This window comes from Kribbella koreensis (assembly GCF_039525325.1).
GTDB classification, from domain to species: Bacteria; Actinomycetota; Actinomycetes; order Propionibacteriales; family Kribbellaceae; genus Kribbella; species Kribbella koreensis.
On record NZ_BAAAHK010000004.1, the window covers coordinates 21,432 to 46,447 of the forward strand.

Below are 25,016 nucleotides of genomic sequence, written 5' to 3' on the forward strand. Positions count from 1 at the left end.
CCGTGGTCGTGCGGGGCGAGGGGAAGTTTGCGATCTTCCTGTTGCTGCCGGCTGCCTTGGTCGTCTTCGGCGTCGTGCTCTACCCGGTCATCCGCACATTGTTGATCTCGCTCTACAAGGTCGACAGTGCGATGCCGGGGAGTTATCCGTTCGCGGGGTTGAGCAACTACACCAAGGTTTTCAGTGACCCGTCGTTCTATCCGGTGCTCGGGCATACGGCGTACTTCACGCTGGTGTCGACCGCGATCGAGCTCGTCCTCGGGCTCGGCGTCGCGCTGCTGCTCAACGCGCCGCTGCGCTTCCGCTGGCTCTGGCGCAGTCTCGTCGTACTGCCGTGGGCGCTGCCGACGATCGTCAACGGCGCGCTCTGGCGCTGGATCTACAACGGCCAGTACGGCGTACTGAACCAGATCCTCGGCACCGACACCCAATGGCTGGGCTCGCCGTTCCTCGCGCTCAACATGGTGATCGTCGCCGACGTCTGGAAGAACACCTCGATCGTCGCGTTCTTCCTGCTCGCCGGCCTGCAGACCATCCCTGCCGAGCTGCACGAAGCAGCCGTGGTGGACGGCGCGAGCAAGCTGCGCACCTTCTGGTCGGTCGTCGTCCCGCTGCTCAAGCCGAGCATCGCCGTCGTCCTCGTCCTCCGCACGATCGAGGCCTTCAAGGTGTTCGACATCATCTACGTGATGACCGGCGGCGGCCCCGCGTCGGGCACCCAGACCGTTGCCTTCTACACCTACCTGCAGGCGTTCTCGAACCAGCTCTTCGGGTACGGCGCCGCCCTCGCGTACCTGATCGTGATCGCCGTCGGCGCGCTGGCGATGTTCTACCTGCGCATCCTCCGGCAGAACCAGTTGGCAGGTGTCTGATGCGCAACCGCCCCTCTCCCGTGCTCTACGTCTTCTGCGCAGTCCTCGCAGTGGTCGTGCTCGCACCCTTCGCCTGGCTGGTCATCTCCAGCGTCTCCCCGTCGAGCGAGCTGACCGCCGGCACGCTCTGGCCGGACCACCCGACGCTCGAGCGCTACCGCGACATCTTCACCTCGTCGTCGGGTGGCGACAACGTGGCCGGCACCTTCCGGCTCGCCATGCTGAACAGCCTGATCGTCGCGTCCTGCACGACGATCATCTCGCTGGTGGTCGGCTCGCTCGGCGGCTACGCCTTCGCCCGCCTGCGGTTCCGCTTCCGCCGTACGACGCTGTTCGCCTTCCTCGCGATCTACATGCTCCCGCCGATCGCGCTGGTGATCCCGCTGTACCTGGCCATGGCGAACCTGCAACTGCTAGACACCAAGCTCGGCCTGATCGTCACGTACTGCTCGATCGTCACCCCGTTCTGCCTCTGGACGATGAGCAACTTCTACCTCAGCCTCCCGGTAGAACTTGAAGACGCCGCCCGCGTGGACGGCTGCTCCCGCCTAGGCGCCCTACTCCGAGTAGTCCTTCCCCTCGCCCGCCCCGGCATAGTCGCCACCGCCATGTTCGGCTTCCTCCTGGCCTGGGACGAGTTCCTCTACTCGTTGATCTTCACCTCGACGACCAACGCAAAAACCATCCCAGTAGCCATCGCCGAATTCACCGGCAAATTCTCCTCAGACTTCGGCCTGGTAGCCGCCGGCGGCGTCCTGGCCGCCCTGCCCCCGGTACTCCTGGCCCTCCTCTTCCAGCGCTACATAGTCAGCGGCCTAACAGCCGGCTCGGTCAAAGGATGAAGTTCCCCGAAGGCATAGCCGCCCAACCCGCAGCCCTAGCCACGAGCCTCGCCTCCCTCAAACTCCCTTCGTACGAAGGCGGTCTGATCGCCCTAGTAGGAATAGGAGCCAGCGAGTACGCCGCCCAGGGAGCAGCTACCGCCTGGCGCTCCACCGGCCTCCCAGCAGTCGCCATCCCAGCCTCCGCCCCACCTCTGGACGCAGCCGTAACCCTCCTAATCAGCGAATCCGGTCGCAGCGCAGAAGTCCTCGCCTACAAACCCTCCTCAAGAACAATCGCCCTCACCAACTTCCCCGACAGCCCGTTGGCTGCCACAGCCGACGAGCTCATCCTCCTGAACTCCGGCCCAGACAGCCCCGTCTACACCACCGGCTACACCGCCACCCTCCAAGCCCTAGGCGCCCTAGGCGACCGCTGGACCGCCGCAGCGTCCGCTGGAGTCACTGCGCCCGCCTCCAGCGCGGCCGCCTCCAACGCCGCTGGCTCGTTTGGGTCGGGCTTCGACTGGACTTCGTTGCCGGCTCTCGTCTCCGCCGCGCTCGTCGCGCCGCTAGGCGCGGCGAGCGCGTACCTGGATGAGGCTCGGGTGGTGGACGTGGTTGCCAGCGGTGTGAGTGTGGCGACTGCGGGCGAAGGTGGGTTGTTGTTGCGGGAGTCGGGGCGACTGCATACGGCGGCGCATGAGACGCGGAACTATCTGCATGGGCCGATGGAGATTCTTGATCAGCAGACCACCTGTGTGCTGATCGGGGATGGGCGGGAGGTGCAGTTGGCGTACGACGTACTGGAGTACGGGGCCAAGGTTGTGCTGATCACCACGGCCGATGTCGAGCCGGCTGACGACCTGGCTGTCATCAAGTTGCCTTGGGCAAGTAATGGGCTGGCTCGGGCGGTGGTGGAGATGGTGGTGGTGCAGCGGTTGGGGTGGGAGGTTGCTCAGCGGCGTGGGTTGAAGGTTGATGGGTTCAGACATCGTCAGAGCGATACGAAGGTGAGTTGAGGTTTTGCCTACGATTCATGTCATCGGCAACGTGCAGCTCGACGTACTGGCCGATCCGGTCACCGCCCTCCCACGCCCGGGTGGCGACTCGATCATCGAGCGGATCGACGTCCGCCCGGCCGGTGCCGCGGGCAATGTGAGCCTCGCGCTTGCCGCACTCGGTACGCCGCATCGACTGTTCGCCGCAGTGGGCGACGACTACGCCGGCCGCTGGGTGCTCGCCGAGCTGGAGAAGCTCAAACTCCACGAGGACATCCTCGTCAAACCCGGCGCGACCGGCATCTCCATCGCCGTCGAGGCCCCCGGCCGCGAGCGCGCGTTCATCACCGCGCACGGAGTACTGGCCGACTGGACCCTCGAAGACCTCCCGGACGATGCGACCGAGGCGGACTACGTCCTGCTCACCGGCCACTTCTCCCTCCCCGCCCTCCGCCCCGCCACCCACGAACTCCTCAAGCGGGCCCGCGCGAACGGCGCCACCACCATCCTCGACACCGGCTGGGACCCCGACGACTGGAAGACCACCGGCCGCCAGGAGATCCTCGACCTTCTCCCGCGGGTCGACCTCTTCCTCCCCAACGAACCAGAGGCGCTCGCCCTCACCAACCTCCCCATCCCGCACGACGCTGCCATCGCCCTCACCAAACACAGCAACCACCAAACAATCCTCAAACGAGGTCCCGCCGGCGCCCTGCTGACCACCCCCACGCCACCCAACAGCCGTCCTGGCGCAGCAACCCCCGGCGCCGACACCATCGTCATCACCGCCCCACCCGCCATCCCCCTGGACACCACCGGCGCCGGCGACAGCCTCGCCGCCGCCCTCCTTGCCGAGCTAGCGACCGGCAAACCCCTCCCCGAAGCCCTGACCTTCGCCGTCGCCTACGCCTCCGCGGTAGTAACCCGCCCCTCCCACAACCGCCACCCCACCCGCACCGAGGTAGCTCGCTAGCCACCCTGCGCCGAGGAAGTGGCGACCTTGAACACCACGTGGTGACCTTGAACATCTAATAACGTGTTCACGCACACCATTTGGTGTCAAAGGTCGCCACAACTGCTCTGAGGTCAGCGGAGTTTGGCGGCCAGTTCACTCAGTACTTCGCGGAAGACATCGAAGCGCTCAGCCCCGACCTCAGCCCGCCACGCCTGCTCCACACCGTCGAGCAACGCGCTCACCTGCCCCACCACGGCGTCCCCAGCGCCGGTACGCCGAATCAGCTTCGCCCGCCGATCATCCGGGTCGGCCGCCAGCTCGACGTACCCCTCGCGCTCCAGGTGCTTGACCAGTTGCCCCAGCCCTGGCTGCTCACCCGCAACTCCCCGGACAGATCGACGATCCGGGCTACCTCGTCGACCAGGCCCTGGCGATGCCCCGCTGACACAGAGTGATCGGGCAGTCACTATGATCACAAAAGTGATCATGTGCGCAGAATTGTGGGCACGGTAGCCGGTGGACTTCAGTACGCCGATCAGCACCGTGATCCCCTCGCTAGACGGACCCGTGCTCCAAGTGCTCGCGCGCTCCGACCGCATGCTCTCCGGTCGTCAGGTGCATGCCGAAGCAGGCACTGGCAGCGTGGCCGGTGTCCGCCTGGTCCTGCAGCGCCTGGCGTCGACCGGCCTGGTGCACGTCGACGAGGCCGGCACTTCGCTGCTCTACCGGCTCAACCGCTCTCACCTAGCGGCTCAAGCAGTGGAACTCCTGGCGAACCTCCGCGCCACCTTCGCCGACACCCTCGCGGCGAACCTCGCCTCCTGGCGCATCCCACCCCTGCATGCCAGCCTGTACGGCGCTGCCGCCCGCGGCGAGGGCGACCTCACCAGTGACGTCGCCCTACTCCTGATCCGCCCCGACGAGGTAGCCACCGACAACCTTCTCTGGGAGCAACAGGTCGGCGGCCTGATGAACGACATCGTCGAACTGACCGGCAACCCGGTCGACGTCGACGAGCTGAGCCTGCGAGACCTCGCCAATCACCACCACGCCGCCGTCCCGGTGATCGAGGACTGGTTGCACGGGCCGACCATCCTGTACGGCCCGCCACTCCAGGTGCTGCTCGCGGCCAGAGCCAGCGTCAACCGCCCGACCCTCGCCGATCTCCCGTCCCTCCCCAACCTGGCCAACTTCCCGGCCCTACCGGCCCTGACTGGCGCCCCCAGCTAGCCACTTGGCGATCGCCTGGACCAGGCCGAGGATGTCGTCCTGCGTCTGGTGCACGGTGATGGTCGCGCGCAACCCGGACCGCTTCGCCGGTACGGCCGGATAGCTCGCCGCGTTGACGAAGTACCCGGACTCCTGCAGCCGCCGGACCAGCGTCGCCGTGGACTCGATGTCCCGCCCGGTCACGACGTACCGGATCGGCGATTCGGACTCGTTCAGCAGCGGCAGCCCGTATCCCACCGCCTCGCGGTTGAAGAACCGGATCCGGTCGACCACCTGCTGCTGCCGCTCGGCCACCTCGCCGGACAGATGCAACCGCGCGGACGCGACGATCCCGGCCAGCATCGGCGGCGGCACCGGACCGGAGAAGATCATCGGCAGGCCGAGGCTGAACACCTGGTGGCGCAGCTCGTCGGTCGGGAACGTCATCACCCCGCCGGCGATCCCGAACGCCTTGTTCAGCGAGCCGACCACCACGGTCTTCTCGAGCGCTGCCGGGCTCAGCCGGTCCAGCACGTGGCCCCGGCCGTTGCGTCCGGTCCAGGAGATCGAGTGGGCGTCGTCGAAGTACAGCCAGAGCTTCTCGTACCGCTCGGCCAGGGCGCCGAGTTCACCGACGGGGGAGAAGTCGCCGAACATGCTGTAGAGGCCGTCGGCCATGAACCAGACCCGGTCGTACTCCGCGGACAGTTCCCGGACCCGGCGCTCGAGTACCTCCAGGCTGTTGTGCGGGACCGTCCGGATCGGCGCTTCGGTCAGCCTGGCCGCCATCCGCACGCTGCGATGCACCTGCGCGTCGAGGATCATCACGTCGCCCGGGCCGACCAGAGTCGGTATCGCCGAGAGGTTGCCCATGGTCGTGCTGGCCGAGATCGCCGCCGGCCGGCCGAGGGGTCAGCCTCCGAGGAGCGGCGACATCAGGCGGGCGATCCGGCTGTCGCGGCGGGTCAGCTTCTCTTCGGTGTCGGCGACGGTCATCGCCCGCAGGCCCGCGTTGATGCCCAACCAGCGCAACGGCTCCGGCTCCCAGCGGGGCGAGCGATGGTCCACCCAGGGGAGGTGGATGAGCGGAGTGTCGCGACGGAGGATGAGGTCCGTCAGTGTCCGGCCGGCCAGGTTCGTCGTACTGACGCCGTCGCCGACATAACCGCCGGCCCACGCCAAGCCCGACTGGTGATCGATCCCGACCGACGCGCACCAGTCCCGCGGTACGCCGAGCGCCCCTCCCCACGCATGCGTGAAGGCAACGTCATCGAGTCCGTCGAAGAGATCGCGCAAGGTGGCCTGCAACGCGGCAAACACCCGCGGCTCCTCATCGAAGGACGGCTTGACCCGCGACCGGAAGTGATATGGCGCCCCGCGCCCGCCGAAGGCCAGCCGCCCATCAGCCGTCCGCTGCCCATAGATCACCAGATGCCGGTGATCGCTGAACGTCGGCCGATCCGCCAGCCCGATCCGCTCCCATGTCGCCGCACTCAACGGCTCCGTTGCCACCATCAACGAATAGACCGGCGCCAATGTCCGAGCTTCACCGGCAAGCGACGGCGTGAATCCCTCAGTAGCCCGGACGACCACCTCAGCCCGCACCGCCCCGTACGCCGTACGCGCAACCCCACCCGCAATGGAAACCACCGGAGTGTGCTCATGAATAGTCACCCCGAGCCCCTCCACCACGGCTGCCAGCCCCCGCACCAACTTGCCCGGATGAATCGCAGCGCAATGCGGCGTAAACGTTGCCCCCAGCACCTTCGTCGCCCGCACCTGCTCCGCGACCTCATCAGGCTCCAGGAACCGCAGATCCCCCGGCCCCCACTCTCCGGCCGCCGCCACCTCAGCCCGAGCCCGAGCCAGCTGAGCCGCCGATCGAGCCAGCACGATCGTCCCGCCCTTGTGGTAATCGCAGTCGATGCCCTCAAGAGCACTGACCCGACCCACCTCGTTCACCGACCCCTGCATGGCCAGATGCATCGCGATCGCCGAGTCCCGGCTCGACCCCGGCAGGGAGGCCAGCCGATGCGAAGACACCGGGAACAACGCCGAACACCAACCACCGTTGCGTCCCGAGGCGCCGAAGCCGACAGTCGCGGCCTCCAGCACGACAATCCGCAGCGACGGATCAGCCTTGGCCAGGTAATAGGCAGTCCACAGCCCGGTGTACCCGGCCCCGACGATCGCCACGTCGGCATCCCGGTCGCCCGCCAGCCCCGGCCGCTCGACCACAGGTGCCGCGGCCGAGCTCCACAGGATCAGCGCACACCCCACGAGTAGGTCTGCTTGACCAGCTTCAGGTACACAAAGGTCTCAGTACCCTTCACGCCCTTGATCGAACGCACCCGTTCCGACAGCACCCGCAGCAGTTGCTCGTCGCTCTCGCAGAGCACCTCGGCCAGCAGGTCGAACGAGCCGGCCGTGATCACGACGTACTCGATCTCGTCCATCGCCGCGAGTTCGTCGGCGATCGGCTCGAGCGCTCCCTCGGCCTTGATCCCGATCATCGCCTGCCGGGCGAACCCCATCTCCAGCGGATCGGTGACGGCGACGACCTGCATGATGCCGGCCTCGGTCAGCCGCTGGACGCGTTGCCGGACCGCGGCCTCGGACAGCCCGACCGCCTTGCCGATCGCGGCGTACGACCTGCGCCCGTCGACCTGGAGTTCGCGGATGATCGCCTTGGCGGTGTCGTCGAGCAGTACAGCGTTCTTTTCGGGGTTCCCCGTGCGTCCGGTCACCTGCAGATCCTGTCAGCGTCACCGGGGGTAAGCAAGCACGAGTATCGGAATCCGTTGCGAAATGAGCATCCAACTGCGGAATCCCTTGTCTTGACGGAAACCGTTTGACAGTATCGCCCGCTAACAGACCCAGACAGGGAGGTCCGGATGAGCTCTCGTCCCCAGCCTGTGATCGGGCGCCGGGCCCTTCTCCGCGGGGCCGCGCTCGGGCTGGGCGCCGCCGGCCTGCTCAACGGCTGCGGCATCCCGGCCGCGAAGCAGAGCGCCGGCAGTTGCGTCAGTACGGACAGGTCGGCGACCGAGAAGGCGCTGATCTTCTCCAACTGGCCGAGCTACATGGACGAGTCGGACGAGAAGGTCAACGGCAAGACCGTGCTGCCGACGCTGGAGGAGTTCGAGAAGAAGTCCGGCGTCCAGGTCACGTACACCGCCGACGTCAACGACAACTCCGAGTTCTACGCGAAGGTGCGGGACCAGCTCGGCGCCTGTCAGCCCTGTGGCCGCGACATCTTCGTGCTGACCGACTGGATGGCCGCTCGCACGGTCGGCCTGGGCTGGATCCAGCAGCTCGACCACGCCAAGATCCCGAACGTCGATGCCAACCTGCTCAAGCAGCTGAAGGCGCCGCGCTGGGATCCGAACCGCGACTTCAGCGTGCCGTGGCAGTCGGGGCTCACCGGCATCGCCTACAACGCGAAGTACACGAAGGAGGTCGGCAGTTTCGCCGACCTGCTCACCCGTGGCGATCTCAAGGGCAAGGTCACCATGCTGTCGGAGATGCCGGACACGATGTCGTTCATGCTCCGGCTGGTCGGCGCCGACCCGAACAAGTTCGACGACGCCGCCTGGAGCAAGGCGCTCGACAAACTCAGTGGGTACGTCGCGTCCGGGCAGGTCCGCCGCTTCACCGGCAACGACTACGTGCAGGACCTGAACGCCGGCAACATCGTCGCCTGCCAGGCCTGGTCGGGTGACGTCCTGGCGCTCCAGGCGGACAATCCGGACGTCAAGTTCGTCGTACCGGAAGAGGGTCTGGCGCTCTGGTCGGACAACATGCTGGTGCCGAACAAGGCGACGCACAAAGCGAACGCCGAGGCGCTGATGAACTACTACTACGACCCGGAGGTCGCGGCCACGCTGGCGGCCTGGGTGAACTACATCTGTCCGGTCGAGGGGGCCCGGAAGGCGATGGAGAAGGTCGATCCCGAGCTGGTCGACAGCCCGCTGATCTTCCCTGACACCGAAGTGCTCGAGAAGACCTTCGCGTTCATGCCGCTGGACACGGCCAAGGCGAAGCTCTACGAAACCGACTTCAACCTCGCGATCGGGGGCTGACCGCCATGACCGTCACCGAAAAGGACGCAGTCGCCGGTACCACCGCAGGGACCAGCGATCTGGTGCTCAACGGGATCACCAAACGGTTCGCGACCTTCACGGCCGTGAACGATCTGGATCTGACCGTGCCGCAGGGCGAGTTCTTCGCGTTGCTCGGACCGTCCGGCTGCGGCAAGACGACGACGCTGCGGATGGTCGCCGGGCTGGAGGAACCGACCAGCGGGACGATCAGTCTCGGCGAGCAGAACATCACCGGCCTGCGACCGTACAAGCGGCCGGTCAACACCGTCTTCCAGAACTATGCGCTCTTCCCGCATCTGGACATCTTCGAGAACGTCGCCTTCGGGCTGCGTCGCCGCAAGGTCAAGGACGTGAAGCAGAAGGTCGACGAGATGCTCGAGCTGGTCGAGCTCGGCACGTATGGCAAGCGCAAGCCCGGCCAGTTGTCCGGTGGCCAGCAGCAACGAGTCGCGCTGGCGCGTGCGCTGATCAACCGGCCGCAGGTGCTGCTGCTCGACGAGCCGTTGGGTGCGCTCGACCTGAAGCTGCGGCGGCAGATGCAGATCGAGCTGAAACGGATCCAGACCGAGGTCGGCATCACCTTCGTGCACGTCACGCACGACCAGGAAGAAGCGATGACGATGGCCGACACGATCGCCGTGATGAACGGTGGCGTGATCGAGCAGCTGGGGTCGCCGGCGGAGTTGTACGACCTGCCGGCGACGACGTTCGTCGCGAACTTCCTCGGCCAGTCGAACCTGGTCCGGGCCAGGATCGTCAGCCAGGCGGACGGCAACCTGGTTGTCGACGTGCAGGGCGGCAAGGTCGTCGTACCGGTTCCACGGTGCCGGGTGACCGAGGGCGACGTGTGGATGGGGATCAGGCCGGAGAAGGTCTTCCTCGCGCCGTCGGGGTCGGAGGACGACAGTGGCTCGAACGTGCTGCGGTCGGCCGTGGTGACGGATGTGAGCTATATCGGGGTGAGTACGCAGTACCTGGCGAAGCTGCCGTGGGGGCAGGAGCTGACGGTGTTCGAGCAGAACACCGGTGCCCGGGAGGCGTTGAAGGTCGGCGACTCCGTCGACCTGCACTGGCAGCCGTCGCACACGTTCGTCCTCGACGCGGCGCAGGACGCGCTGGCTGGTGTCGAGGACATCGCGGACGCGGGATGAGCGCCCTCGGCCAACTCCCGGGGCCGGCAGCCGGTACTACGGCCGGTACGCCGCCTGCCGCCGTGGAGCCTGTGCGCAAAGGCCGCAGCCTGACGGGATACTTGCTGCTGGCGCCCGGTGCGCTGTGGTTGTTGCTGTTCTTCGTCGTGCCGATCGTGTCGCTGCTCGCGGCCAGCCTGTACGACCCGAACGGCTCGATCGAGGCCGGCTTCAAGATGACGTGGAGCTTCCACAACTACGTGGACGCGCTCGCCGACTACGCCCGGCCGTTCGCGCGATCGCTGTGGTATTCCTTGCTGACCACGGCTTTCTGCTTGCTGCTCGGCTATCCACTGGCCTATGCGATCGCGTTCAAGGCGGGTCGCTGGAAGAACATCATGCTGGCGCTGGTGATCGCGCCGTTCTTCACCAGCTTCCTGATCCGCACGCTGTCGTGGAAGCTGCTGCTCAGCGACAACGGCTTTGTCGTGGACTTCCTCAAGACGGTCCACATCCTCGGCTCGGACGGCCGGCTGCTCGCCACGACCGCCGCGGTGGTCACCGGCCTCACGTACAACTTCCTGCCGTTCATGATCCTGCCGCTCTACGCCAGCCTGGAGAAGATCGATCACCGCCTGATCGAGGCCGGTGGCGATCTCTTCGCGGGGCCGTTCACCACCTTCCGTACGGTGACCTTGCCGCTCTCGATGCCGGGCGTCGTGGCTGGGACGCTGCTGACCTTCATCCCGGCCGCGGGTGACTACATCAACGCGCAGCTGCTCGGTACGCCGAAGCAGCGGATGATCGGCAACGACATCCAGCGCCTCTTCGCCGCCGGCGCCTACCCGACGGCCGCCGCCCTCTCGGTCACGCTGATGGCCGCGATCGTCGTCCTCGTTCTCTTCTATGTCCGCCGCGCCGGGACGGAGGAGCTGGTATGACCAGGCTGAGTCTGACTGGTTTGGGCCGCTGGATCGGTCGTCACCTGATCCTCTTCCTCGGGCTGCTGGTCCTGCTGTACCTCTTCGCGCCGATCTTCGTCGTGATCCTGATGTCGTTCAACGCGCCCAAGAGCAAGCTGTCCTACACCTTCGACGGCTTCACCTGGGAGAACTGGCAGCACCCGTGCCGCCCGTTCGGGCTGTGTGACGCGGTGGGCAAGAGCCTGCAGATCGGTCTGGCCGCCACCGTGATCGCGACCGCGCTCGGCACGCTGATGGCGTTCGCGATGGTGCGTCAGCGCTTCCGCGGCCGGTCCGCGACCAACCTGTTCATCTTCCTGCCGATGGCGTCTCCGGAGATCGTGCTCGGCTCCTCTCTGCTCGCGTTGTTCGTGTCGTCCGGTTTCGGCGGCCGGCTCGGCTTCTGGACGATCCTGATCGCGCACGTGATGTTCTGCCTGTCCTTCGTCGTCGTCACCGTGAAGGCGCGGCTGTCCGGGATGGACTCACGGCTCGAACAGGCGGCGATGGATCTGTACGCCAACGAGTGGCAGACGTTCTGGCGGATCACCTTCCCGCTCGTCTTCCCCGGCATCATGGCCGCCGCCCTGCTCAGTTTCTCCTTGTCCTTCGACGACTTCATCATCACCAACCTCAATGCCGGCACGACGGTTACCTTCCCGATGTTCGTCTGGGGCTCCGCCCAACGCGACCTGCCACCCCAGATCAACGTCGTCGGTACTGCGATGTTCCTCCTCGCTCTCTTCCTGGTACTGGGCGGCGAGCTGGCCCGCCGCCGACGAAACGCCCGCGCTCGGTGAGCGAGCCGCCCGTGCTCGCCTTGCGAGACGCCCAGCCCCGTGTCTTCTGGCTGGACGACCCGGCCGCCCCGGAACCGGCTGAACAGCTCATCGGGGAACATACAGCGGACCTGGCGGTCGTCGGCGGCGGCTACACCGGCCTGTGGACAGCGCTCCGGGCCAAGGAACGCTACCCATCGCTGGACGTCGTCGTCCTGGAGGCGGCGACTTGTGGCAGCGCGGCGAGCGGTCGCAACGGCGGCTTCTGCGACGCCAGCCTGACGCACGGCTTCGGCAACGGCCAGGCCCGCTGGCCGGACGAGTTGCCGTTGCTGGAGCGACTCGGTGAAGAGAACCTGGAAGCGATCGGCGCGACCATCGCGAAGTACGGAATCGACTGCGGCTGGGAACGTACCGGCGAACTGACCGTCGCAACCGCGCCCCATCACCTGGAAGGCCTGGCCGAGGAGGCAGCGGCCCGACAGGCACTTGGCCACAAGGTCTCGCTCCTCGACGCGGACGAAGTCAGAGCCGAGGTGAACTCCCCGACCTACCTGGGCGCCCTGGCCGACCACTCCGGCACCGCACTGATCGAACCCGCACACCTCGCCTGGGGACTTCGGCGCGCTTGCCTCGACCTCGGCGTCCGCATCCACGAGCACTCACCCGTCACCGCACTCCGCGGCAACTTGTTGCGCACGGCAACCGGTTCGGTGCGCGCAGGCCGAGTCGCCCTTGCCACCAACGCCTTCCCGTCCTTACTCCGGCGCCTACGCCTGTACACCGTGCCTGTCTACGACTTGGTCCTCACGACCGAGCCGCTGTCGGCTCAGCAGCTGAGCGAGATCGGCTGGCGCGGCCGCCAAGGCATCGGTGACGCCTCCAACCTCTTCCACTATTACCGCCTGACCCGCGACAACCGCATCCTCTGGGGCGGCTACACACCCCTGTACTACTTCGGCAGCCGAATCGACCCGGCGCTGGAACAACGCGACACCATCCACGAAATGCTCGCCCGCCACTTCTTCGCCACCTTCCCCCAGCTGGAAGGCCTCCGCTTCACCCACCGCTGGGGCGGCGTCATCGACACCAGCACCCGCTTCTGCGCCTTCTTCGGCACAGCGTCCGAAGGCCGCATCGCCTATGCCCTCGGCTACACCGGCCTGGGTGTAGCCGCCACCCGCTTCGGGGCCGACGTCATGCTCGACCTCCTGTACGCCGAGAAGACCGAACGTACGGAACTCAAGATGGTCCGCGAACGCCCGCTACCGTTCCCGCCGGAGCCGATCCGATCAGCCGGCATCCACCTGACCAGATGGTCGATGGCCCACGCGGACTCCCACGCAGGCCATCGCAACCTCTGGCTCAGAACCCTTGACCGTATGGGTCTCGGGTTCGACTTCTAGAGCTTGGTCTCCGCCTCGGTCAGGACCGAGCGGAGGATCTGCTCCATCTCGTCGAAGTGCGACTGGTCGCAGATCAGTGGCGGGGACAGCTGGATGACGGGGTCGCCGCGGTCGTCGGCGCGACAGTAGAGGCCGGCGTCGAAGAGGGCCTTGGAGAGGAAGCCGCGGAGGAGGCGCTCGGACTCCTCGTCGTTGAAGGTCTCCTTGGTGGTCTTGTCCTTGACCAGTTCGATGCCGTAGAAGTACCCGTCACCGCGGACGTCGCCGACCAGAGGCAGGTCGAGCAGTTTCTCGAGCGTCGCACGGAACTCCCCCTCGGTGTCCCGGACGTGTTCGTTGATGCCCTCACGCTCGAAGATGTCGAGGTTCGTGAGCGCGACGGCCGCGGAGACGGGATGGCCCCCGAAGGTGTAGCCGTGGGCGAACGACGTGTTGCCCTGCAGGAACGGCTCCATCAGCCGGTCCGTGGCGATCATCGCGCCCAACGGGGCATAGCCGGAGGTGAGACCCTTCGCGCAGGTGATCATGTCCGGCTGGTAGCCGTACCGCTCGGCGCCGAACATGTGGCCGAGCCGGCCGTACGCGCAGATCACCTCGTCGGAGACGAGCAGTACGTCGTACTCGTCGCAGATCTCGCGGACCCGCTCGAAGTAGCCGGGCGGGGGCGGGAAGCAGCCGCCGGCGTTCTGGACCGGTTCGAGGAAGACGGCCGCGACGGTGCTTGGGCCTTCGTTCTCGATCGCGACGGCGATCTGGTCGGCGGCCCAGCGGCCGAACGCGACCGGGTCGTCGCCGTGGATCGGGGCGCGGTAGATGTTCGTGTTCGGCACCCGGAAGGTGCTCGGTACCAGTGGCTCGAACTGCTGCTTGAGCTCCGGCAGGCCGGTGATCGAGAGCGCGCCGTGGGTGGTGCCGTGGTACGCGATGGCGCGGCTGATCACCTTGTGCTTCATCGGCTTGCCGGTCAACTTGAAGTAGTTCTTCGCGAGCTTCCAGGCGGTCTCGACGGCCTCGCCGCCACCACTGGTGAAGAAGACGCGGTTGAGGTCGCCCGGCGCGTAGCTGGCGACCCGCTCGGCGAGCTCGATCGACTTCGGGTGCGCGTAGGACCAGAGCGGGAAGAACGCCAGCTCGGAGGCCTGCTTGGCCGCGGCCTCGGCGAGCTCGGTGCGGCCGTGGCCGAGTTGGCTGACGAACAGGCCGGCCAATCCGTCGAGGTAGCGCTTGCCGCGGGCGTCGTAGATGTACGCGCCGTCGCCGCGGACGATGACCGGTACCTCGGCTGTCTCGTAGCTGCCCATCCTGCTGAAGTGCAGCCACAGGTGGTCGCGCGCGGACTGCTGCAACCGGTCGAAGGCGGCGTCGTCAAGGCCGTCGGACGTCATCATCGTTTTCCCCATCTCAAGCTGGCCGTTCCCGCCATCCTGCCCGCCAGCCCGACACCTGGCAAGTGATTTCGTTCCCGTGTGGCCTATGTCCTGCCGATCTCCTCGGTTGAGAACACCATCTGATTCGGATTCCGCACTACGAGAGGATGACTCTGTGGACACCCTCTTCACCAACGGCTCCCTGTTCGACGGCCGTGCACACCAACCGGGCTGGTCGGCCGTGGTCAGCGAGGGCCGGATCATTGCAGCCGGCCCCGGACCACAGCCCAGCCCCGGCGCCACCAGTGCGGCCAGCTCCGCCCGCCTCTCCTGTCTTCTCGATCACTTCGGTCTGCGCGCAGCGCAGACCGAAGTGATCGATCTTGCCGGTGGCCTCTTGCTGCCCGGCTTCGTCGATGCGCACGTGCACCCCGTGCAGGGCGGACTTGAACGCGCTCGCTGCGACCTCTCGCCGCTCTCGGGTCGCGCAGCAACGCTCGCGGCGATCTCGGCGTACGCCGAAGCCAACCCTGGTGTGGAGTGGATTCTCGGAGGGGGTTGGCATCAGCCCGACTATCCGGGTGGTGCGCCGTTGGCGGCAGATCTGGATGCGATCGTCGGCGACCGACCGGTCTTCCTCGCCAACGCCGACCATCACGGCGCCTGGGTCAACTCGCGTGCTCTCGAGCTGGCCGGCATCGACGCCCGTACGCCGGACCCCGCCGACGGCCGGATCGAACGCGACCCCGCCGGCAACCCCACCGGCACCCTCCACGAAGGCGCCATGGACCTGGTCGGCCACCTCGTCCCACCGACAACCCACGATGAGCAGGTCGCCGCCCTCCTCGGAGCCCAGGCGTACCTCCACTCCTTCGGCATCACCGGCTGGCAGGACGCGATCTTCGGCGACTACGCCAACCTCGACGACTCAACCCCCGCATACGTCGAGCTAGCCAACGACGGCCGCCTCACCGCCCGAGTGAACGGAGCCCTCTGGTGGCGCCGCGACCTGGGTGCCGAGCAGCTCCCATCCCTGATCGAACGCCGCGACGCCCTCCAACACCCACGCCTCCGAGCCGGCAGCGTCAAGATCATGCAAGACGGCGTCGCCGAGAACTTCACCGCCGGCCTGCTCGACCCGTACTACGACGGCTGCGGCTGCCGAACCGCCAACGCCGGCCTCTCCTTCGTCGACCCCATCGCCCTGCGCGACCACATCACCGCCCTCGACGAAGCCGGCTTCCAGGTGCACGTCCACGCGATCGGCGACCGTGCGGTCCGCGAAGCACTCGACGCCTTCGAAGCGACAAAAGCAGCGAACGGCTACACCGACCGACGCCACCACATCGCCCACCTGCAAGTCATCCACCCCGACGACGTCGGCCGGTTCGCCGCGTTGAACGTGACAGCCAACCTGCAGGCGCTGTGGGCGGCCCATGAGCCACAGATGGACGAGTTGACCATCCCGTTCCTCGGTCCGGAGCGGACCCGGTGGCAGTACCCGTTCGGTGACCTCGCGCGGTCGGGGGCACGGCTGGCGGCCGGTTCCGACTGGCCCGTTTCGAGTCCGGACCCGCTGGCCGCGGTACAGGTTGCGGTGAATCGGCGGCATCGCGATTCGGAGTACGAGCCGTTCCTCCCGGAGCAGGCGCTCGACCTGGCGACTGCGCTTGCGGCGTACACGTCGGGGAGCGCGTGGGTGAACCATGCCGACGAGACCGGGCGGATCGCTCCCGGGATGCTGGCCGACCTCGCTGTCCTCGACCGCGACCCGTTCGCGCAGCCCGTCGAGGAGATCGGCGAAGCGCGGGTTGTGGCGACCTATGTCGAAGGAGATTGCGTGTATGGCGAGTGAATCCGTTGTGAGCTGCCAGTCAGGCCTACCGAATTCGTTGTGAGTCCAGTTAGGCTCCCGGGCATGCAGACGCTCTCGAATCTTGTGGATGGCAAGCCGGCCGGCGCGCTCGGCGGCGCGACCTACGACGTGGTCGACCCGACGACGGGTGAGGTCTACGCGCAGGCGCCGAAGTCCGGGGTGGAGGATGTCGACGCCGCGATGCGGGCGGCGGACCGCGCCTTCGAGACCTGGCGGGACACGACGCCGGCGGAGCGGCAGCGGATGCTGCTGAAGATCGCGGACGCGCTGGAGACGCGCGCCGACGAGTTCACCCGGGTCGAGAGTCAGAACACGGGCAAGCCGCTCGCGCTGACGGCTTCGGAGGAGTTGCCGCCGTGCGTGGATCAGCTGCGGTTCTTCGCCGGGGCGGCGCGCGTGCTGGAGGGGCGGTCGGCCGGGGAGTACATGGCCGGGCATACGTCGTGGATCCGGCGGGAGCCGATCGGAGTCGTCGGTCAGGTGACGCCGTGGAACTACCCGCTGATGATGGCGATCTGGAAGATCGCGCCGGCGCTGGCGGCGGGCAACACGATCGTGCTGAAGCCGAGCGACACGACGCCCGCGTCGACGGTGTTGCTGGCCGAGCTGTGCAACGAGTTCTTGCCGCCGGGAGTGTTCAACGTCGTCTGCGGTGATCGCGACACCGGGCGTGCGCTGGTGGATCACGAGGTCCCGCAGCTGGTTGCGATCACCGGCTCGGTGCGGGCGGGGATGGAGGTCGCGTCGGCCGCGGCCCAGCAGCTCAAGCGCACTCATCTCGAGCTCGGTGGCAAGGCTCCGGTCGTCGTCTTCGATGACGCTGACCTCGAAGCGGCCGCTGAGGCGATCGCCGTCGCGGGCTACTTCAATGCGGGCCAGGACTGCACCGCCGCGACCCGGGTCCTCGCCGGACCGCGCATCCACGACGACTTCGTCGCGGCGCTGACCGATCAGGCTCGCGCGACCAAGACCGGGCGGCCGGAGGACGATGTCGCGTACGGCGCTCTGAACAACGCCGACCAGCTCAGCCGGGTCAGCGGCTTCATCGACCGCCTCCCCGACCACGCCGCTTTGCAGACCGGCGGCAACGCGGTCGGCGACCGCGGCTACTTCTACGAGCCGACGGTCGTCTCAGGGTTGAAGCAGGACGACGAGGCCATCCAGCAGGAGATCTTCGGCCCGGTCATCACCGTCCAGCGCTTCACCGACGAGGCCGAAGCCCTCCGCTGGGCCAACGGTGTCGACTACGGCCTCGCCTCCTCGGTCTTCACCCGCGACCACGGCCGGGCGATGCGGATGGCCCGCCGCCTCGACTTCGGCTGCGTCTGGATCAACACGCACATCCCGATCGTCGCCGAGATGCCCCACGGCGGCTTCAAGAACTCCGGCCACGGCAAGGACCTCTCCATGTACGGCCTAGAGGACTACACCCGCATCAAACACGTGATGTCGAACATCGAGATCTGATCACCCGACCCGTCCTCCGGCCGTCACCCCAACTCGCCCGGCCACTGGCAGGTTCTTCTGCCGCTGGTGTGAAGCATCACGCCAGCGGCACCAAAACCTGCCAGCAACCCAAACCACTCGCCACCCCTGCAGCAGCCTGGTGTCAGCGGTAGGCGTCGAGCTTGGCGCTGACCTTGTCGAAGACGGCCTGCTCGTGTGCCTTGGGGGCGTAGACGACTATCTCGTTGAAGCCGATTGACTCGTAGCGTTCGACCAGGCGGGCGAAGCCGTCTTCGGATGCCCATGGGTCGATCTGCCCGTAGGCGAGCAGGACTCGGCGGATCTGCCGGCCGGCGAGGCCTGCGTCGAGCGTCTTCGCGCGTTCGATCGACTTCGCGTAGAACTCCTCCTCGGTCGCGGCGCCGGGGAAGGTCACCCAGCCGTCCGCGTGGGCCGCGACGACGGCGAGTGCGCGCGGGGCATTCGCGGCGACGATCAGGGGCAGGCGCTCTTGGATGGTCCCGGGCGTCATCGCGGCCAGCGTGTACGGGTAGTACGGACCGTCGTGGTCGCTGACATCGCCCGACAGCAGCCGCTCGACGACGGCGACGAACTCGGCCAGCCGGTCGGTACGCTCGCGCGCGGTCCAGACCGGCGTACCGGCCATCCCGTGGTCGGTCGGCCAGACTCCCGAACCGATACCGAGGTCGAACCGTCCGCCGGAGATGTGATCGAGCGTGGTGGCCGCCTTGGCCAGCACCGTCGGCTGCCGGAACACCAGGTTCGCAATCAGCAACCCAACCCGGATCCGACTGGTAGTCGCCGCCCACCCAGCGATGACAGTCGGTCCGTCATGCACCGGAATAGACGCATCACGCGGATTGCGCAGGTTGTCCCCGGTCCACAGCCCGTCGAACCCAACCGACTCGGCGACCTCCGCCCACCGCGCCGCGTCCTCCCACCCAGCCGGATTCACCTTGAGCCCGAAGCGCATTCTCGTACCCCTCCCGAAGTCCTGTTTCCACCACCCTCGCACGCCATCAGTCCGCAACCCCGAGAACCCGCCCCCAACCCCAAAACCCTGCCCACAAGCGCGAAACCCTGCCCGGGAGGACCCCGGCGCGTGACCAGTGGTCTACTCGGTTTGCTCCACCTCACCCCCGCCACACAGAAGGCAAAGGTTCTCATCGCATGACCCACCTAGCTTTCGATGGCGGCCAATCAGCCCTCCGCCTCCGAGTCCTCCCCACCCGCACCACAGCCGAAGGCCCCGGCCACACCCACACCCCCCACAGCCTCCAGGCCACCCTCACCGCCATCCGCCAAACAGCCACCAAAGCCGGCATCCCCGAGCAACTTCCAACCCCCTCCGCCGCCACAGCCCCAGCACCCACCACCTCCACGGAGGCCGCCTCGTCCGCCGGGTTCGGCGGGTGGGAGGGGGTTGAGGTTGTCGCCCTCGGGCTGACCGGATTTCCCCAGGATCCGGTCGCCGCGCGACAACTGGCGGCCGGGATTGCGGAGGTGTTGCAGGCGAAGGAGGTGCGGCTGACGCAGGACATGGTGACTGCTCATGCGGGCGCTCTGCCCGGTGGGTACGGGGTGGTGGTTGCGGCGGGGACTGGGTTGGTCTGCTTGGCGGTGGACCGGGACGGGGCTTGGTACAAGGTGGATGGGCATGGATACCTGTTCGGCGACGCGGGGAGTGCGTTCGCGATCGGGCGCGCGGGGCTGGTCGCAGTACAGCGAGCAAGGGACGGGCGTGGGCCTGCAACCACGCTTGCCGAGACGGCGGTCGACCCCATCGCGCTCTACCCATCGCCGACCTTGGTGGATGACGTCGCGCGGTTCGCTCCGGAAGTACTGCGGTGTGCCGCCGAGCAAGACCCCATCGCCCAGAACATCGTCACCAGCGCAGTCACTGACATCGCCGAAACCATCGCCACCGCCATCGCCCAACTGTCCGGCAACGAGCCCGTCCCCGTCGCCTGCGTCGGCGGCCTCTTCGCCGGAGCCGGTGACCAACTCACCGACCCCCTCCGCGCACTCCTCCCGCACCGCGCCCACCTCACCGAACCAGCCGGCAACTCCCTCGACGGCGCCGAACGGCTCGCCACCCAACCACCCGGCCCGTACGCCGACCTACTCGTCATCCACCGCGCCTGATGCCACCGAAGCACCCTCGCTGGATCCTTTGGGGGTGCTGCCTGTCTACTTGGTGTGCACAGGCAGATCAGCACGGGGTTGACGGCTGGAGCATTGAGAATGAGTGAGCTGCTGCTGGCAGCGGTGTCGCTGGACGTGACCCCACCACCGGGTCATCGCCTCGACGGATACGCCGCCCGTGAGGGCATCGCCACCGGTACTGCGGACCCGCTCCGCGCGACCATGATCTGGCTCAGTACGGCGGACTCGCCCGGAGTGCTCTGGCTGAGCCTGGACGCGATAGCCGTCGGCACCGAACTGGTAGCCGAACTCTCCATCGCAGCCGGAGTCGCCGCCGGCATTCCGCCCGAATGCGTCCTCGTCTGCGCCTCCCACACCCACTCCGCCCCCGCAGGCTGGTCCGGCCAAATCCACCCGGTCATCCCAGTACAACGTGAGCCCGCCCTGTACGAACCTCTGACTGCCGCCGTCGCATCGGCTGTTCTAGAGCGCCACCCAGTCCGTGCATCCTGGCGCTCGACCGAAGTCATCGGCGTCGGCACCAACCGCCACCGACGCAACGGCCCGCACGACAACACGGCCGGCATTCTAACGTTGCATTCCGTCGCCGACGGATCACTCAGCGCCGTCCTCCTCGACTTCGCCTGCCACCCCACCACCTACGGCCCCGAAAACAACCTCTACTCCGCCGACTGGCCCGGCGCCACCCGCACAACCCTCGCCAGGCTGACCGGAGCACCTGTTGTGGGTTTTCTCCAAGGAGCAGCAGGCGACGTCAGCCCTCGCTTCACCCGGCAGGGCCGAGGCGCTCCCGAGGTAGCCCGCCTAGGCAGCCTGCTGGCCACCCGCGTAGCGGAAGCCATCGCCGCCCCCGGCCTCGACCTTCCCTCCGAGGCCCCGACCATCCGCCGCACCACAGTCAGCCTCAAGGTCCGCGATCTCCCCACCCCACCCGACCTGGAAGCAGTAGTCGCGACCGCCGAAGCTGGCCTCCACACCGGCCAGGACGACCCCACCCAACGCATAGCCCAAACCCGTCTCGACGGCGCCCGGGGCCAGTCCCTGATGGCCGCCGCCAACCTCCCGCTGACCCTGGACCTCCCCATCAGCGTCGTCATGCTCGGCGACGTCGCCTGGGTCCACCTCCCAGTAGAACTCTTCGCCAGCCACGGCTGCTTCCTCCAAGCCGACAGCCCCCACCCCATCACCCGGGTAATCGGCTACACCGACGGCTACTACGGCTACGTAGTAGACCCAGACGCCGCCCACCACGGCACCTACGAAGCCCTCATCACCTACTTCGACCAACCCACCACCCAAACCCTCCTGACCTCAGCCACCAACCTCCTCTCCCACGAGGTGTTAGAGGGCTAGTTCGGGTTGGAGTTTTTTGGCGGGCCAGACTCGTTGTTTGCGGGCGGCCAGGGCGGAGGCGCCTAGGCCGGCCAGGAGCCAGGCGACCAGGACGAGGAGGTCCTTGCCGAGGCTGTTGCCGGGGCCGTCGTACATGAGGTGGCGGACGCCGTCGATGGCGTAGCTCATCGGGAGTACGTGGTGGAAGAAGTACAGCGGGGCGGGGATCGTCTGCCAGGGGAAGGTGCCGCCGGCGGAGACGAGCTGGATGACCATCAGGACCAGGCCGAGGAACTTGCCGACGGCTCCGAACCAGGATGAGAGGGCGTGCAGGATCGCGACGAAGGTGATCGATGTGAGCATCAGGTAGAGGACCGTCAGCAAGGGATGCGCGGTATCGATGCCCAGCCCGAAGATGACCGCCGTGAAGACCAGCGCCGCCTGGATCGAACCGAAGATTGCCGGAGGCAACCAACCGCCGAGCGCGACCCGGATCGGCGCCTGCAGGCCGGCCAGGGCTCGGGGTGACAGCGGACGTACCAGCAGGAAGAGGACGTACGCGCCGATCCAGCACGAGAGGCTGAGGAAGAACGGAGCGAGGCCGGCGCCGTAGCTGTCGGCGGTCGCCTGCGAGTCGTTCTTCAGGCCCACCGGAGCGCCGAGGGTTTCCGCCACCGCCTTGCGTGCTTCGGGTGAGGGATCCGGGATCTGCTTCGCACCATTGGTCAGGGCTGTGTTCAGCTCGCCAGCGCCGCTCTTGAGCTTGCCGACGCCCGTCGCGAGGCTGTTGACGCCCGCGAGCAGTTGGCCCTGTCCGGTGACCGCCTGCTGTTCACCCGTCGCGAGTTGCGCGGCGCCGGACTGCAGAGCGTCGACGCCCGTCTTCAACTGGCCAGCGCCCGAGTTGAGCTGCCCGGCGCCATTGGCGGCGCTCGAGATGCCGGCCGTCAGCGCCGGAGTCGCGTCGGCGAGCGTCTGCGCGCCGGTCGCCACCTGCCGCGCACCCGATGCGAGCTGGTTGAGCTGCTTCGAGGTCGACTGGATCTTGGTGTTCGCCGTGACCACAGGACCGCGCAGCTTGGCAGTCTCAGTCAGTACCTGGTTGATCTGCGCCTGCGTGAAGCCACGGTCCTTCAGCCGCGCGGCGAGTCCCTTGTCGAGCGCCGACAGATCCGACACCAGCGTGCTCGATGCCGTCGCCACCTCCTGCCCGATGCCCGCGATCCTCTCGTTGCCATCAGCAACTTGATCGGCGCCGTTGGCGAGCTTCCGCGTATCGGCCGGCAGGCTGGCCGTCTTGCTCTTCAAGGTCGTCAGCCCGGAGCTCAACTGGCCGGCCCCGCTGGCGAGATCGCCCGCGACCTTCGAGGCCGTCGTGAGCCCGGTGCTCAGCTTGCTCGCGCCGGCAGACAACTGCTGCTGTGCGGTGTTGAGCTGACCAGCCCCGGTCTGGAGCTTGCCGACACCAGTCGCGGCCGAGGTGAGGCCGGTCTGTAATTGACCAGCGCCGTCCGCGGCCTTGGTGATCTGCCCGTGGATCGTGCTGAACCCGGCCAGCAGCTTGCTCGCCGCCGTCTCACTCACCTGCGCCGCAACGGATTTGGTCACCTGCGCGACGACCTGATTGGCGATCGTGTGGGCGAGGTAGTTGTTGGCGTCGTTGGTCAGCAGCTCGAGATTCGCCTGCCTGGGTTCGAATTCCGCGCTCGACGCGAGATCCGACGAGAACGACTTTGGCAGTACCAGCGCGAACTCGTACTTCCCGTTCTCCACGCCCGCCAGCGCCTCGGCCCGGTCGACCCGGTGCCAGTCGAAGCTCTTCGACTGCACGAGTTCATCGGCGACCTGCGGTCCGACGGAGAGTTTCTCGCCGGTGGACAACGTAGTACCGGCGTCTTCGACGACGACCGCCGTCGGCACCTTGTCGAGCCGGCCGTACGGGTCGTGGTTCGCGTACAGGTAGAGCCCGCCGTACAGCGTCGGGACGAGGATCATCGCGATCACGGCCAGCTTGGGCAACCGCCCCGCGGTCAACCGCCGCAGCTCGCTCATCGCCATCCGGATCGAGGTCATGCTTCGTCCTTCTTCCCGTCAACCGCGGTCGCCTCTGCAGGCTCTTCGTCGTCCAGCACTGCTGTTTCTTCGACCGGCCCTTCAACTTCGGCCGGCTCCTCGACCTCGGTCGGTACTTCGTCCTCGGTCGGTACTTCGTCCTCGATCGGTACTACGGGTTCGACCGGCGCCGCCGCCTCCACCTGCACCGGATCGGGCTGATTCACCGACCCAAGCTGCGCCGCCTCAACCCCCAGCAACCGCGCCGACGCGTCCGCACACGTGATCACCACGCCGTACCCGCGCGACGCCAGCTCCCGGCCCACCGCGTACCACTCGTGCGGATCTCCGCCGAGCCGATCCGGCATCGTCAGGATCACGAACTTCACCTCAGGCCGCGCCACCGTCAGCTCAGCGAGCATCTCGGTCCGCACCCCGACCGGCAGATGCTCGAACCGCCGCTCCGCGAACTCAGCCCAGTCATGCGAGTACAGCCACGCATCAACCGCCTTGCGCCCAGCCTTGTGTCCAGCGATCGCCAGCTCCTCGCCCACGACCGTCCGCACCGGCAGTGCGTCGTCAGGCTCGGTGATCCCCGGCGTATCGACCACAGCAACCCGCTGGCGTAGTACGCGCCCAGAGGTATCGCCATCCAGCTGCACGTCCCCACCGTTCGGCTTCAGCCGCCCGGAGAGCCCCAGGGCCAATGCGACGTGCCCAGGTCCGGGATAGCCCGTCAGCAGGACCAACTGATGGTCACTGACGCTGATCGACGTCGCATGCAGCATCGGCGCGTGCGGACCCTGCACGCTGATCGCGTGAGCCTTGAGCTCCATCGTGAACTACCCCGTTCAATACGGTTGTGTATTCAATACAGAACTGTATCCTACTGCCATGGAAACGCCCAAGCGACGTCGCTCCGCCACCCGGGCCCGGCTGCTCGAAGGTGCCCTCGAGGTGTTCGCCGAGCGTGGCTTCCACGGCGCCTCGGTCGAGGACATCTGCGACCGGGCCGGCTTCACCCGCGGCGCGTTCTACTCGAACTTCGCTTCCAAGGACGAGTTGGTGCTCGCCCTGTTCCAGGCGACCACGGATCGCCTGCTGGAGCAGATCGCCGCGCTGCTCCCGGACCTTGCGAATCAGCCAGGAACGCTGCTCGATGCGGTCCTCGGCCTGCTGGACGAGGCCGCGCCAGACCAGCGGCAGTGGCACCTGATCTCGACGGAGTTCACCCTGCACGCCCTGCGCCACCCCGAGGCCGCGGCGGCGCTCAACCTGCAGCGCGCGATGTTCCGCGATCAGCTCACCCGGCTCGTCGAGGAGATCACCCGGGCCAGCGGTCTCCAGATGAGCGTCCCGCCACAGCAGTTCGTACGTCTGGTGATCGCCGTCCACGAAGGCGCCCGCGCCCAAAGCCTGCTCGAGCCCGACCTGGTCCCGGCCGGCTCGCTGGAACACACTTTCCTACCGCTGGTACTGGACGCCGTTTCCAGCCGCACCTGACCTCGGCCGCGCCTG

The 25,016-nt window shown here is 67.3% G+C and carries 23 protein-coding genes; 15 read left to right on the top strand and 8 right to left on the bottom strand.

Features of this window, described 5'->3' with window-relative positions; all coding sequences use genetic code 11:
• The first annotated feature begins 8 nt into the window (after positions 1–8).
• From ABD116_RS08355 to ABD116_RS08370, 4 genes are read left to right on the top strand one after another with little or no spacing between them, the layout of a single operon-like run.
• A complete protein-coding gene (locus ABD116_RS08355) occupies positions 9–872 on the top strand; it encodes a carbohydrate ABC transporter permease (protein ID WP_343966655.1) in 864 nt (287 codons plus the stop codon).
• The gene (locus ABD116_RS08360; RefSeq protein ID WP_343966657.1) at positions 872–1,714 is read left to right on the top strand and encodes a carbohydrate ABC transporter permease; all 843 of its coding nucleotides are present in this window, start codon (positions 872–874) and stop codon (positions 1,712–1,714) included. Before ABD116_RS08355 ends, ABD116_RS08360 begins: the two co-directional genes overlap by 1 nt.
• Complete coding sequence (locus tag ABD116_RS08365; RefSeq protein ID WP_343966659.1) at positions 1,711–2,715, top strand: SIS domain-containing protein; 1,005 nt, start codon at positions 1,711–1,713, stop codon at positions 2,713–2,715. The genes ABD116_RS08360 and ABD116_RS08365 overlap by 4 nt, the downstream gene beginning before the upstream one ends.
• 4 nt (positions 2,716–2,719) lie before the next feature.
• A complete protein-coding gene (locus ABD116_RS08370; protein ID WP_343966661.1) occupies positions 2,720–3,667 on the top strand; it encodes a carbohydrate kinase family protein in 948 nt (315 codons plus the stop codon).
• 262 nt (positions 3,668–3,929) lie between these two features.
• Here the strand turns inward: ABD116_RS08370 and ABD116_RS08375 are convergent, their stop codons facing one another.
• Positions 3,930–4,097: a hypothetical protein gene (locus ABD116_RS08375; protein WP_343966663.1), complete on the bottom strand. Its 168-nt coding sequence runs from the start codon at positions 4,095–4,097 to the stop codon at positions 3,930–3,932.
• 68 nt (positions 4,098–4,165) lie between these two features.
• Between ABD116_RS08375 and ABD116_RS08380 the strand changes: the two genes are divergently transcribed.
• Complete coding sequence (locus tag ABD116_RS08380; RefSeq protein ID WP_343966666.1) at positions 4,166–4,879, top strand: hypothetical protein; 714 nt, start codon at positions 4,166–4,168, stop codon at positions 4,877–4,879.
• Here the strand turns inward: ABD116_RS08380 and ABD116_RS08385 are convergent.
• Genes ABD116_RS08385 through ABD116_RS08395 form a run of 3 tightly spaced genes read right to left on the bottom strand, consistent with a single transcriptional unit; the run spans position 4,850 to position 7,605 of the window.
• Positions 4,850–5,731 (bottom strand): aminotransferase class I/II-fold pyridoxal phosphate-dependent enzyme, encoded by an 882-nt coding sequence (locus ABD116_RS08385; RefSeq protein ID WP_343966668.1) that lies wholly within the window; start codon positions 5,729–5,731, stop codon positions 4,850–4,852. The two genes, ABD116_RS08380 and ABD116_RS08385, sit on opposite strands and share 30 nt — an antisense overlap.
• A gap of 39 nt (positions 5,732–5,770) precedes the next feature.
• Positions 5,771–7,138, bottom strand: a complete 1,368-nt coding sequence (locus ABD116_RS08390; RefSeq protein WP_343966670.1) for an NAD(P)/FAD-dependent oxidoreductase — start codon at positions 7,136–7,138, stop codon at positions 5,771–5,773.
• Positions 7,123–7,605, bottom strand: coding sequence for an Lrp/AsnC family transcriptional regulator (locus ABD116_RS08395; protein ID WP_328331787.1), 483 nt, complete (start codon positions 7,603–7,605; stop codon positions 7,123–7,125). Before ABD116_RS08395 ends, ABD116_RS08390 begins: the two co-directional genes overlap by 16 nt.
• Before the next feature lie 147 nt (positions 7,606–7,752).
• Here ABD116_RS08395 and ABD116_RS08400 point away from each other — a divergent pair, with 147 nt between their 5' ends.
• Genes ABD116_RS08400 through ABD116_RS08420 form a run of 5 tightly spaced genes read left to right on the top strand, consistent with a single transcriptional unit; the run spans position 7,753 to position 13,238 of the window.
• The gene (locus ABD116_RS08400; protein WP_343966674.1) at positions 7,753–8,940 is read left to right on the top strand and encodes a polyamine ABC transporter substrate-binding protein; all 1,188 of its coding nucleotides are present in this window, start codon (positions 7,753–7,755) and stop codon (positions 8,938–8,940) included.
• Positions 8,941–8,945: 5 nt separating this feature from the next.
• Positions 8,946–10,112: an ABC transporter ATP-binding protein gene (locus ABD116_RS08405; protein ID WP_343966676.1), complete on the top strand. Its 1,167-nt coding sequence runs from the start codon at positions 8,946–8,948 to the stop codon at positions 10,110–10,112.
• On the top strand, positions 10,109–11,032 hold the full coding sequence (locus ABD116_RS08410; RefSeq protein ID WP_343966678.1) for an ABC transporter permease: 924 nt from the start codon (positions 10,109–10,111) through the stop codon (positions 11,030–11,032). The genes ABD116_RS08405 and ABD116_RS08410 overlap by 4 nt, the downstream gene beginning before the upstream one ends.
• Positions 11,029–11,853: an ABC transporter permease gene (locus ABD116_RS08415; protein ID WP_343966680.1), complete on the top strand. Its 825-nt coding sequence runs from the start codon at positions 11,029–11,031 to the stop codon at positions 11,851–11,853. Before ABD116_RS08410 ends, ABD116_RS08415 begins: the two co-directional genes overlap by 4 nt.
• A gap of 11 nt (positions 11,854–11,864) precedes the next feature.
• A complete protein-coding gene (locus tag ABD116_RS08420) occupies positions 11,865–13,238 on the top strand; it encodes an NAD(P)/FAD-dependent oxidoreductase (protein ID WP_343966683.1) in 1,374 nt (457 codons plus the stop codon).
• On the opposite strand, the gene ABD116_RS08425 is transcribed toward ABD116_RS08420, so the two are convergent.
• Positions 13,235–14,623: an aspartate aminotransferase family protein gene (locus ABD116_RS08425; protein WP_425552068.1), complete on the bottom strand. Its 1,389-nt coding sequence runs from the start codon at positions 14,621–14,623 to the stop codon at positions 13,235–13,237. The genes ABD116_RS08420 and ABD116_RS08425 overlap by 4 nt on opposite strands.
• A gap of 157 nt (positions 14,624–14,780) precedes the next feature.
• On the opposite strand from ABD116_RS08425, the gene ABD116_RS08430 reads away from it, so the two are divergent.
• Both ABD116_RS08430 and ABD116_RS08435 read left to right on the top strand, forming a co-directional pair.
• Positions 14,781–16,460: an amidohydrolase gene (locus ABD116_RS08430; RefSeq protein WP_343966687.1), complete on the top strand. Its 1,680-nt coding sequence runs from the start codon at positions 14,781–14,783 to the stop codon at positions 16,458–16,460.
• 63 nt (positions 16,461–16,523) lie between these two features.
• Positions 16,524–17,948 carry a gamma-aminobutyraldehyde dehydrogenase gene (locus ABD116_RS08435; RefSeq protein WP_343966689.1) on the top strand — a complete coding sequence of 475 codons (1,425 nt, stop codon included), beginning with the start codon at positions 16,524–16,526 and terminating at the stop codon, positions 17,946–17,948.
• Between the two features lie 142 nt (positions 17,949–18,090).
• On the opposite strand, the gene ABD116_RS08440 is transcribed toward ABD116_RS08435, so the two are convergent.
• On the bottom strand, positions 18,091–18,921 hold the full coding sequence (locus tag ABD116_RS08440; RefSeq protein ID WP_343966691.1) for an LLM class flavin-dependent oxidoreductase: 831 nt from the start codon (positions 18,919–18,921) through the stop codon (positions 18,091–18,093).
• A gap of 197 nt (positions 18,922–19,118) precedes the next feature.
• On the opposite strand from ABD116_RS08440, the gene ABD116_RS08445 reads away from it, so the two are divergent.
• Together ABD116_RS08445 and ABD116_RS08450 are read left to right on the top strand one after the other, a co-directional pair.
• Positions 19,119–20,093, top strand: coding sequence for an N-acetylglucosamine kinase (locus tag ABD116_RS08445; protein ID WP_343966693.1), 975 nt, complete (start codon positions 19,119–19,121; stop codon positions 20,091–20,093).
• Positions 20,094–20,192: 99 nt separating this feature from the next.
• The gene (locus ABD116_RS08450) at positions 20,193–21,467 is read left to right on the top strand and encodes a hypothetical protein (RefSeq protein WP_343966695.1); all 1,275 of its coding nucleotides are present in this window, start codon (positions 20,193–20,195) and stop codon (positions 21,465–21,467) included.
• On the opposite strand, the gene ABD116_RS08455 is transcribed toward ABD116_RS08450, so the two are convergent.
• Complete coding sequence (locus ABD116_RS08455) at positions 21,456–23,519, bottom strand: YhgE/Pip domain-containing protein (RefSeq protein WP_343966697.1); 2,064 nt, start codon at positions 23,517–23,519, stop codon at positions 21,456–21,458. The two genes, ABD116_RS08450 and ABD116_RS08455, sit on opposite strands and share 12 nt — an antisense overlap.
• Complete coding sequence (locus ABD116_RS08460; RefSeq protein WP_343966699.1) at positions 23,516–24,334, bottom strand: ATP-binding cassette domain-containing protein; 819 nt, start codon at positions 24,332–24,334, stop codon at positions 23,516–23,518. Before ABD116_RS08460 ends, ABD116_RS08455 begins: the two co-directional genes overlap by 4 nt.
• A 58-nt stretch (positions 24,335–24,392) precedes the next feature.
• Between ABD116_RS08460 and ABD116_RS08465 the strand changes: the two genes are divergently transcribed.
• Positions 24,393–25,001, top strand: coding sequence for a TetR/AcrR family transcriptional regulator (locus tag ABD116_RS08465; RefSeq protein ID WP_343966701.1), 609 nt, complete (start codon positions 24,393–24,395; stop codon positions 24,999–25,001).
• The last annotated feature ends 15 nt before the right edge of the window (positions 25,002–25,016 follow it).

Excerpts from the sequence above, each read along its gene's own strand:
- ABD116_RS08360 (WP_343966657.1), top strand. The coding sequence starts at position 872 with ATGCGCAACCGCCCCTCTCCCGTGCTCTACGTCTTCTGCGCAGTCCTC.
- ABD116_RS08365 (WP_343966659.1), top strand. The coding sequence starts at position 1,711 with ATGAAGTTCCCCGAAGGCATAGCCGCCCAACCCGCAGCCCTAGCCACG.
- ABD116_RS08385 (WP_343966668.1), bottom strand. The coding sequence starts at position 5,731 with ATGGGCAACCTCTCGGCGATACCGACTCTGGTCGGCCCGGGCGACGTG.
- ABD116_RS08400 (WP_343966674.1), top strand. The coding sequence starts at position 7,753 with ATGAGCTCTCGTCCCCAGCCTGTGATCGGGCGCCGGGCCCTTCTCCGC.
- ABD116_RS08405 (WP_343966676.1), top strand. The coding sequence starts at position 8,946 with ATGACCGTCACCGAAAAGGACGCAGTCGCCGGTACCACCGCAGGGACC.
- ABD116_RS08410 (WP_343966678.1), top strand. The coding sequence starts at position 10,109 with ATGAGCGCCCTCGGCCAACTCCCGGGGCCGGCAGCCGGTACTACGGCC.
- ABD116_RS08415 (WP_343966680.1), top strand. The coding sequence starts at position 11,029 with ATGACCAGGCTGAGTCTGACTGGTTTGGGCCGCTGGATCGGTCGTCAC.
- ABD116_RS08425 (WP_425552068.1), bottom strand. The coding sequence starts at position 14,623 with ATGACGTCCGACGGCCTTGACGACGCCGCCTTCGACCGGTTGCAGCAG.
- ABD116_RS08435 (WP_343966689.1), top strand. The coding sequence starts at position 16,524 with ATGCAGACGCTCTCGAATCTTGTGGATGGCAAGCCGGCCGGCGCGCTC.
- ABD116_RS08440 (WP_343966691.1), bottom strand. The coding sequence starts at position 18,921 with ATGCGCTTCGGGCTCAAGGTGAATCCGGCTGGGTGGGAGGACGCGGCG.
- ABD116_RS08445 (WP_343966693.1), top strand. The coding sequence starts at position 19,119 with ATGACCCACCTAGCTTTCGATGGCGGCCAATCAGCCCTCCGCCTCCGA.
- ABD116_RS08450 (WP_343966695.1), top strand. The coding sequence starts at position 20,193 with ATGAGTGAGCTGCTGCTGGCAGCGGTGTCGCTGGACGTGACCCCACCA.
- ABD116_RS08455 (WP_343966697.1), bottom strand. The coding sequence starts at position 23,519 with ATGACCTCGATCCGGATGGCGATGAGCGAGCTGCGGCGGTTGACCGCG.
- ABD116_RS08460 (WP_343966699.1), bottom strand. The coding sequence starts at position 24,334 with ATGGAGCTCAAGGCTCACGCGATCAGCGTGCAGGGTCCGCACGCGCCG.
- ABD116_RS08465 (WP_343966701.1), top strand. The coding sequence starts at position 24,393 with ATGGAAACGCCCAAGCGACGTCGCTCCGCCACCCGGGCCCGGCTGCTC.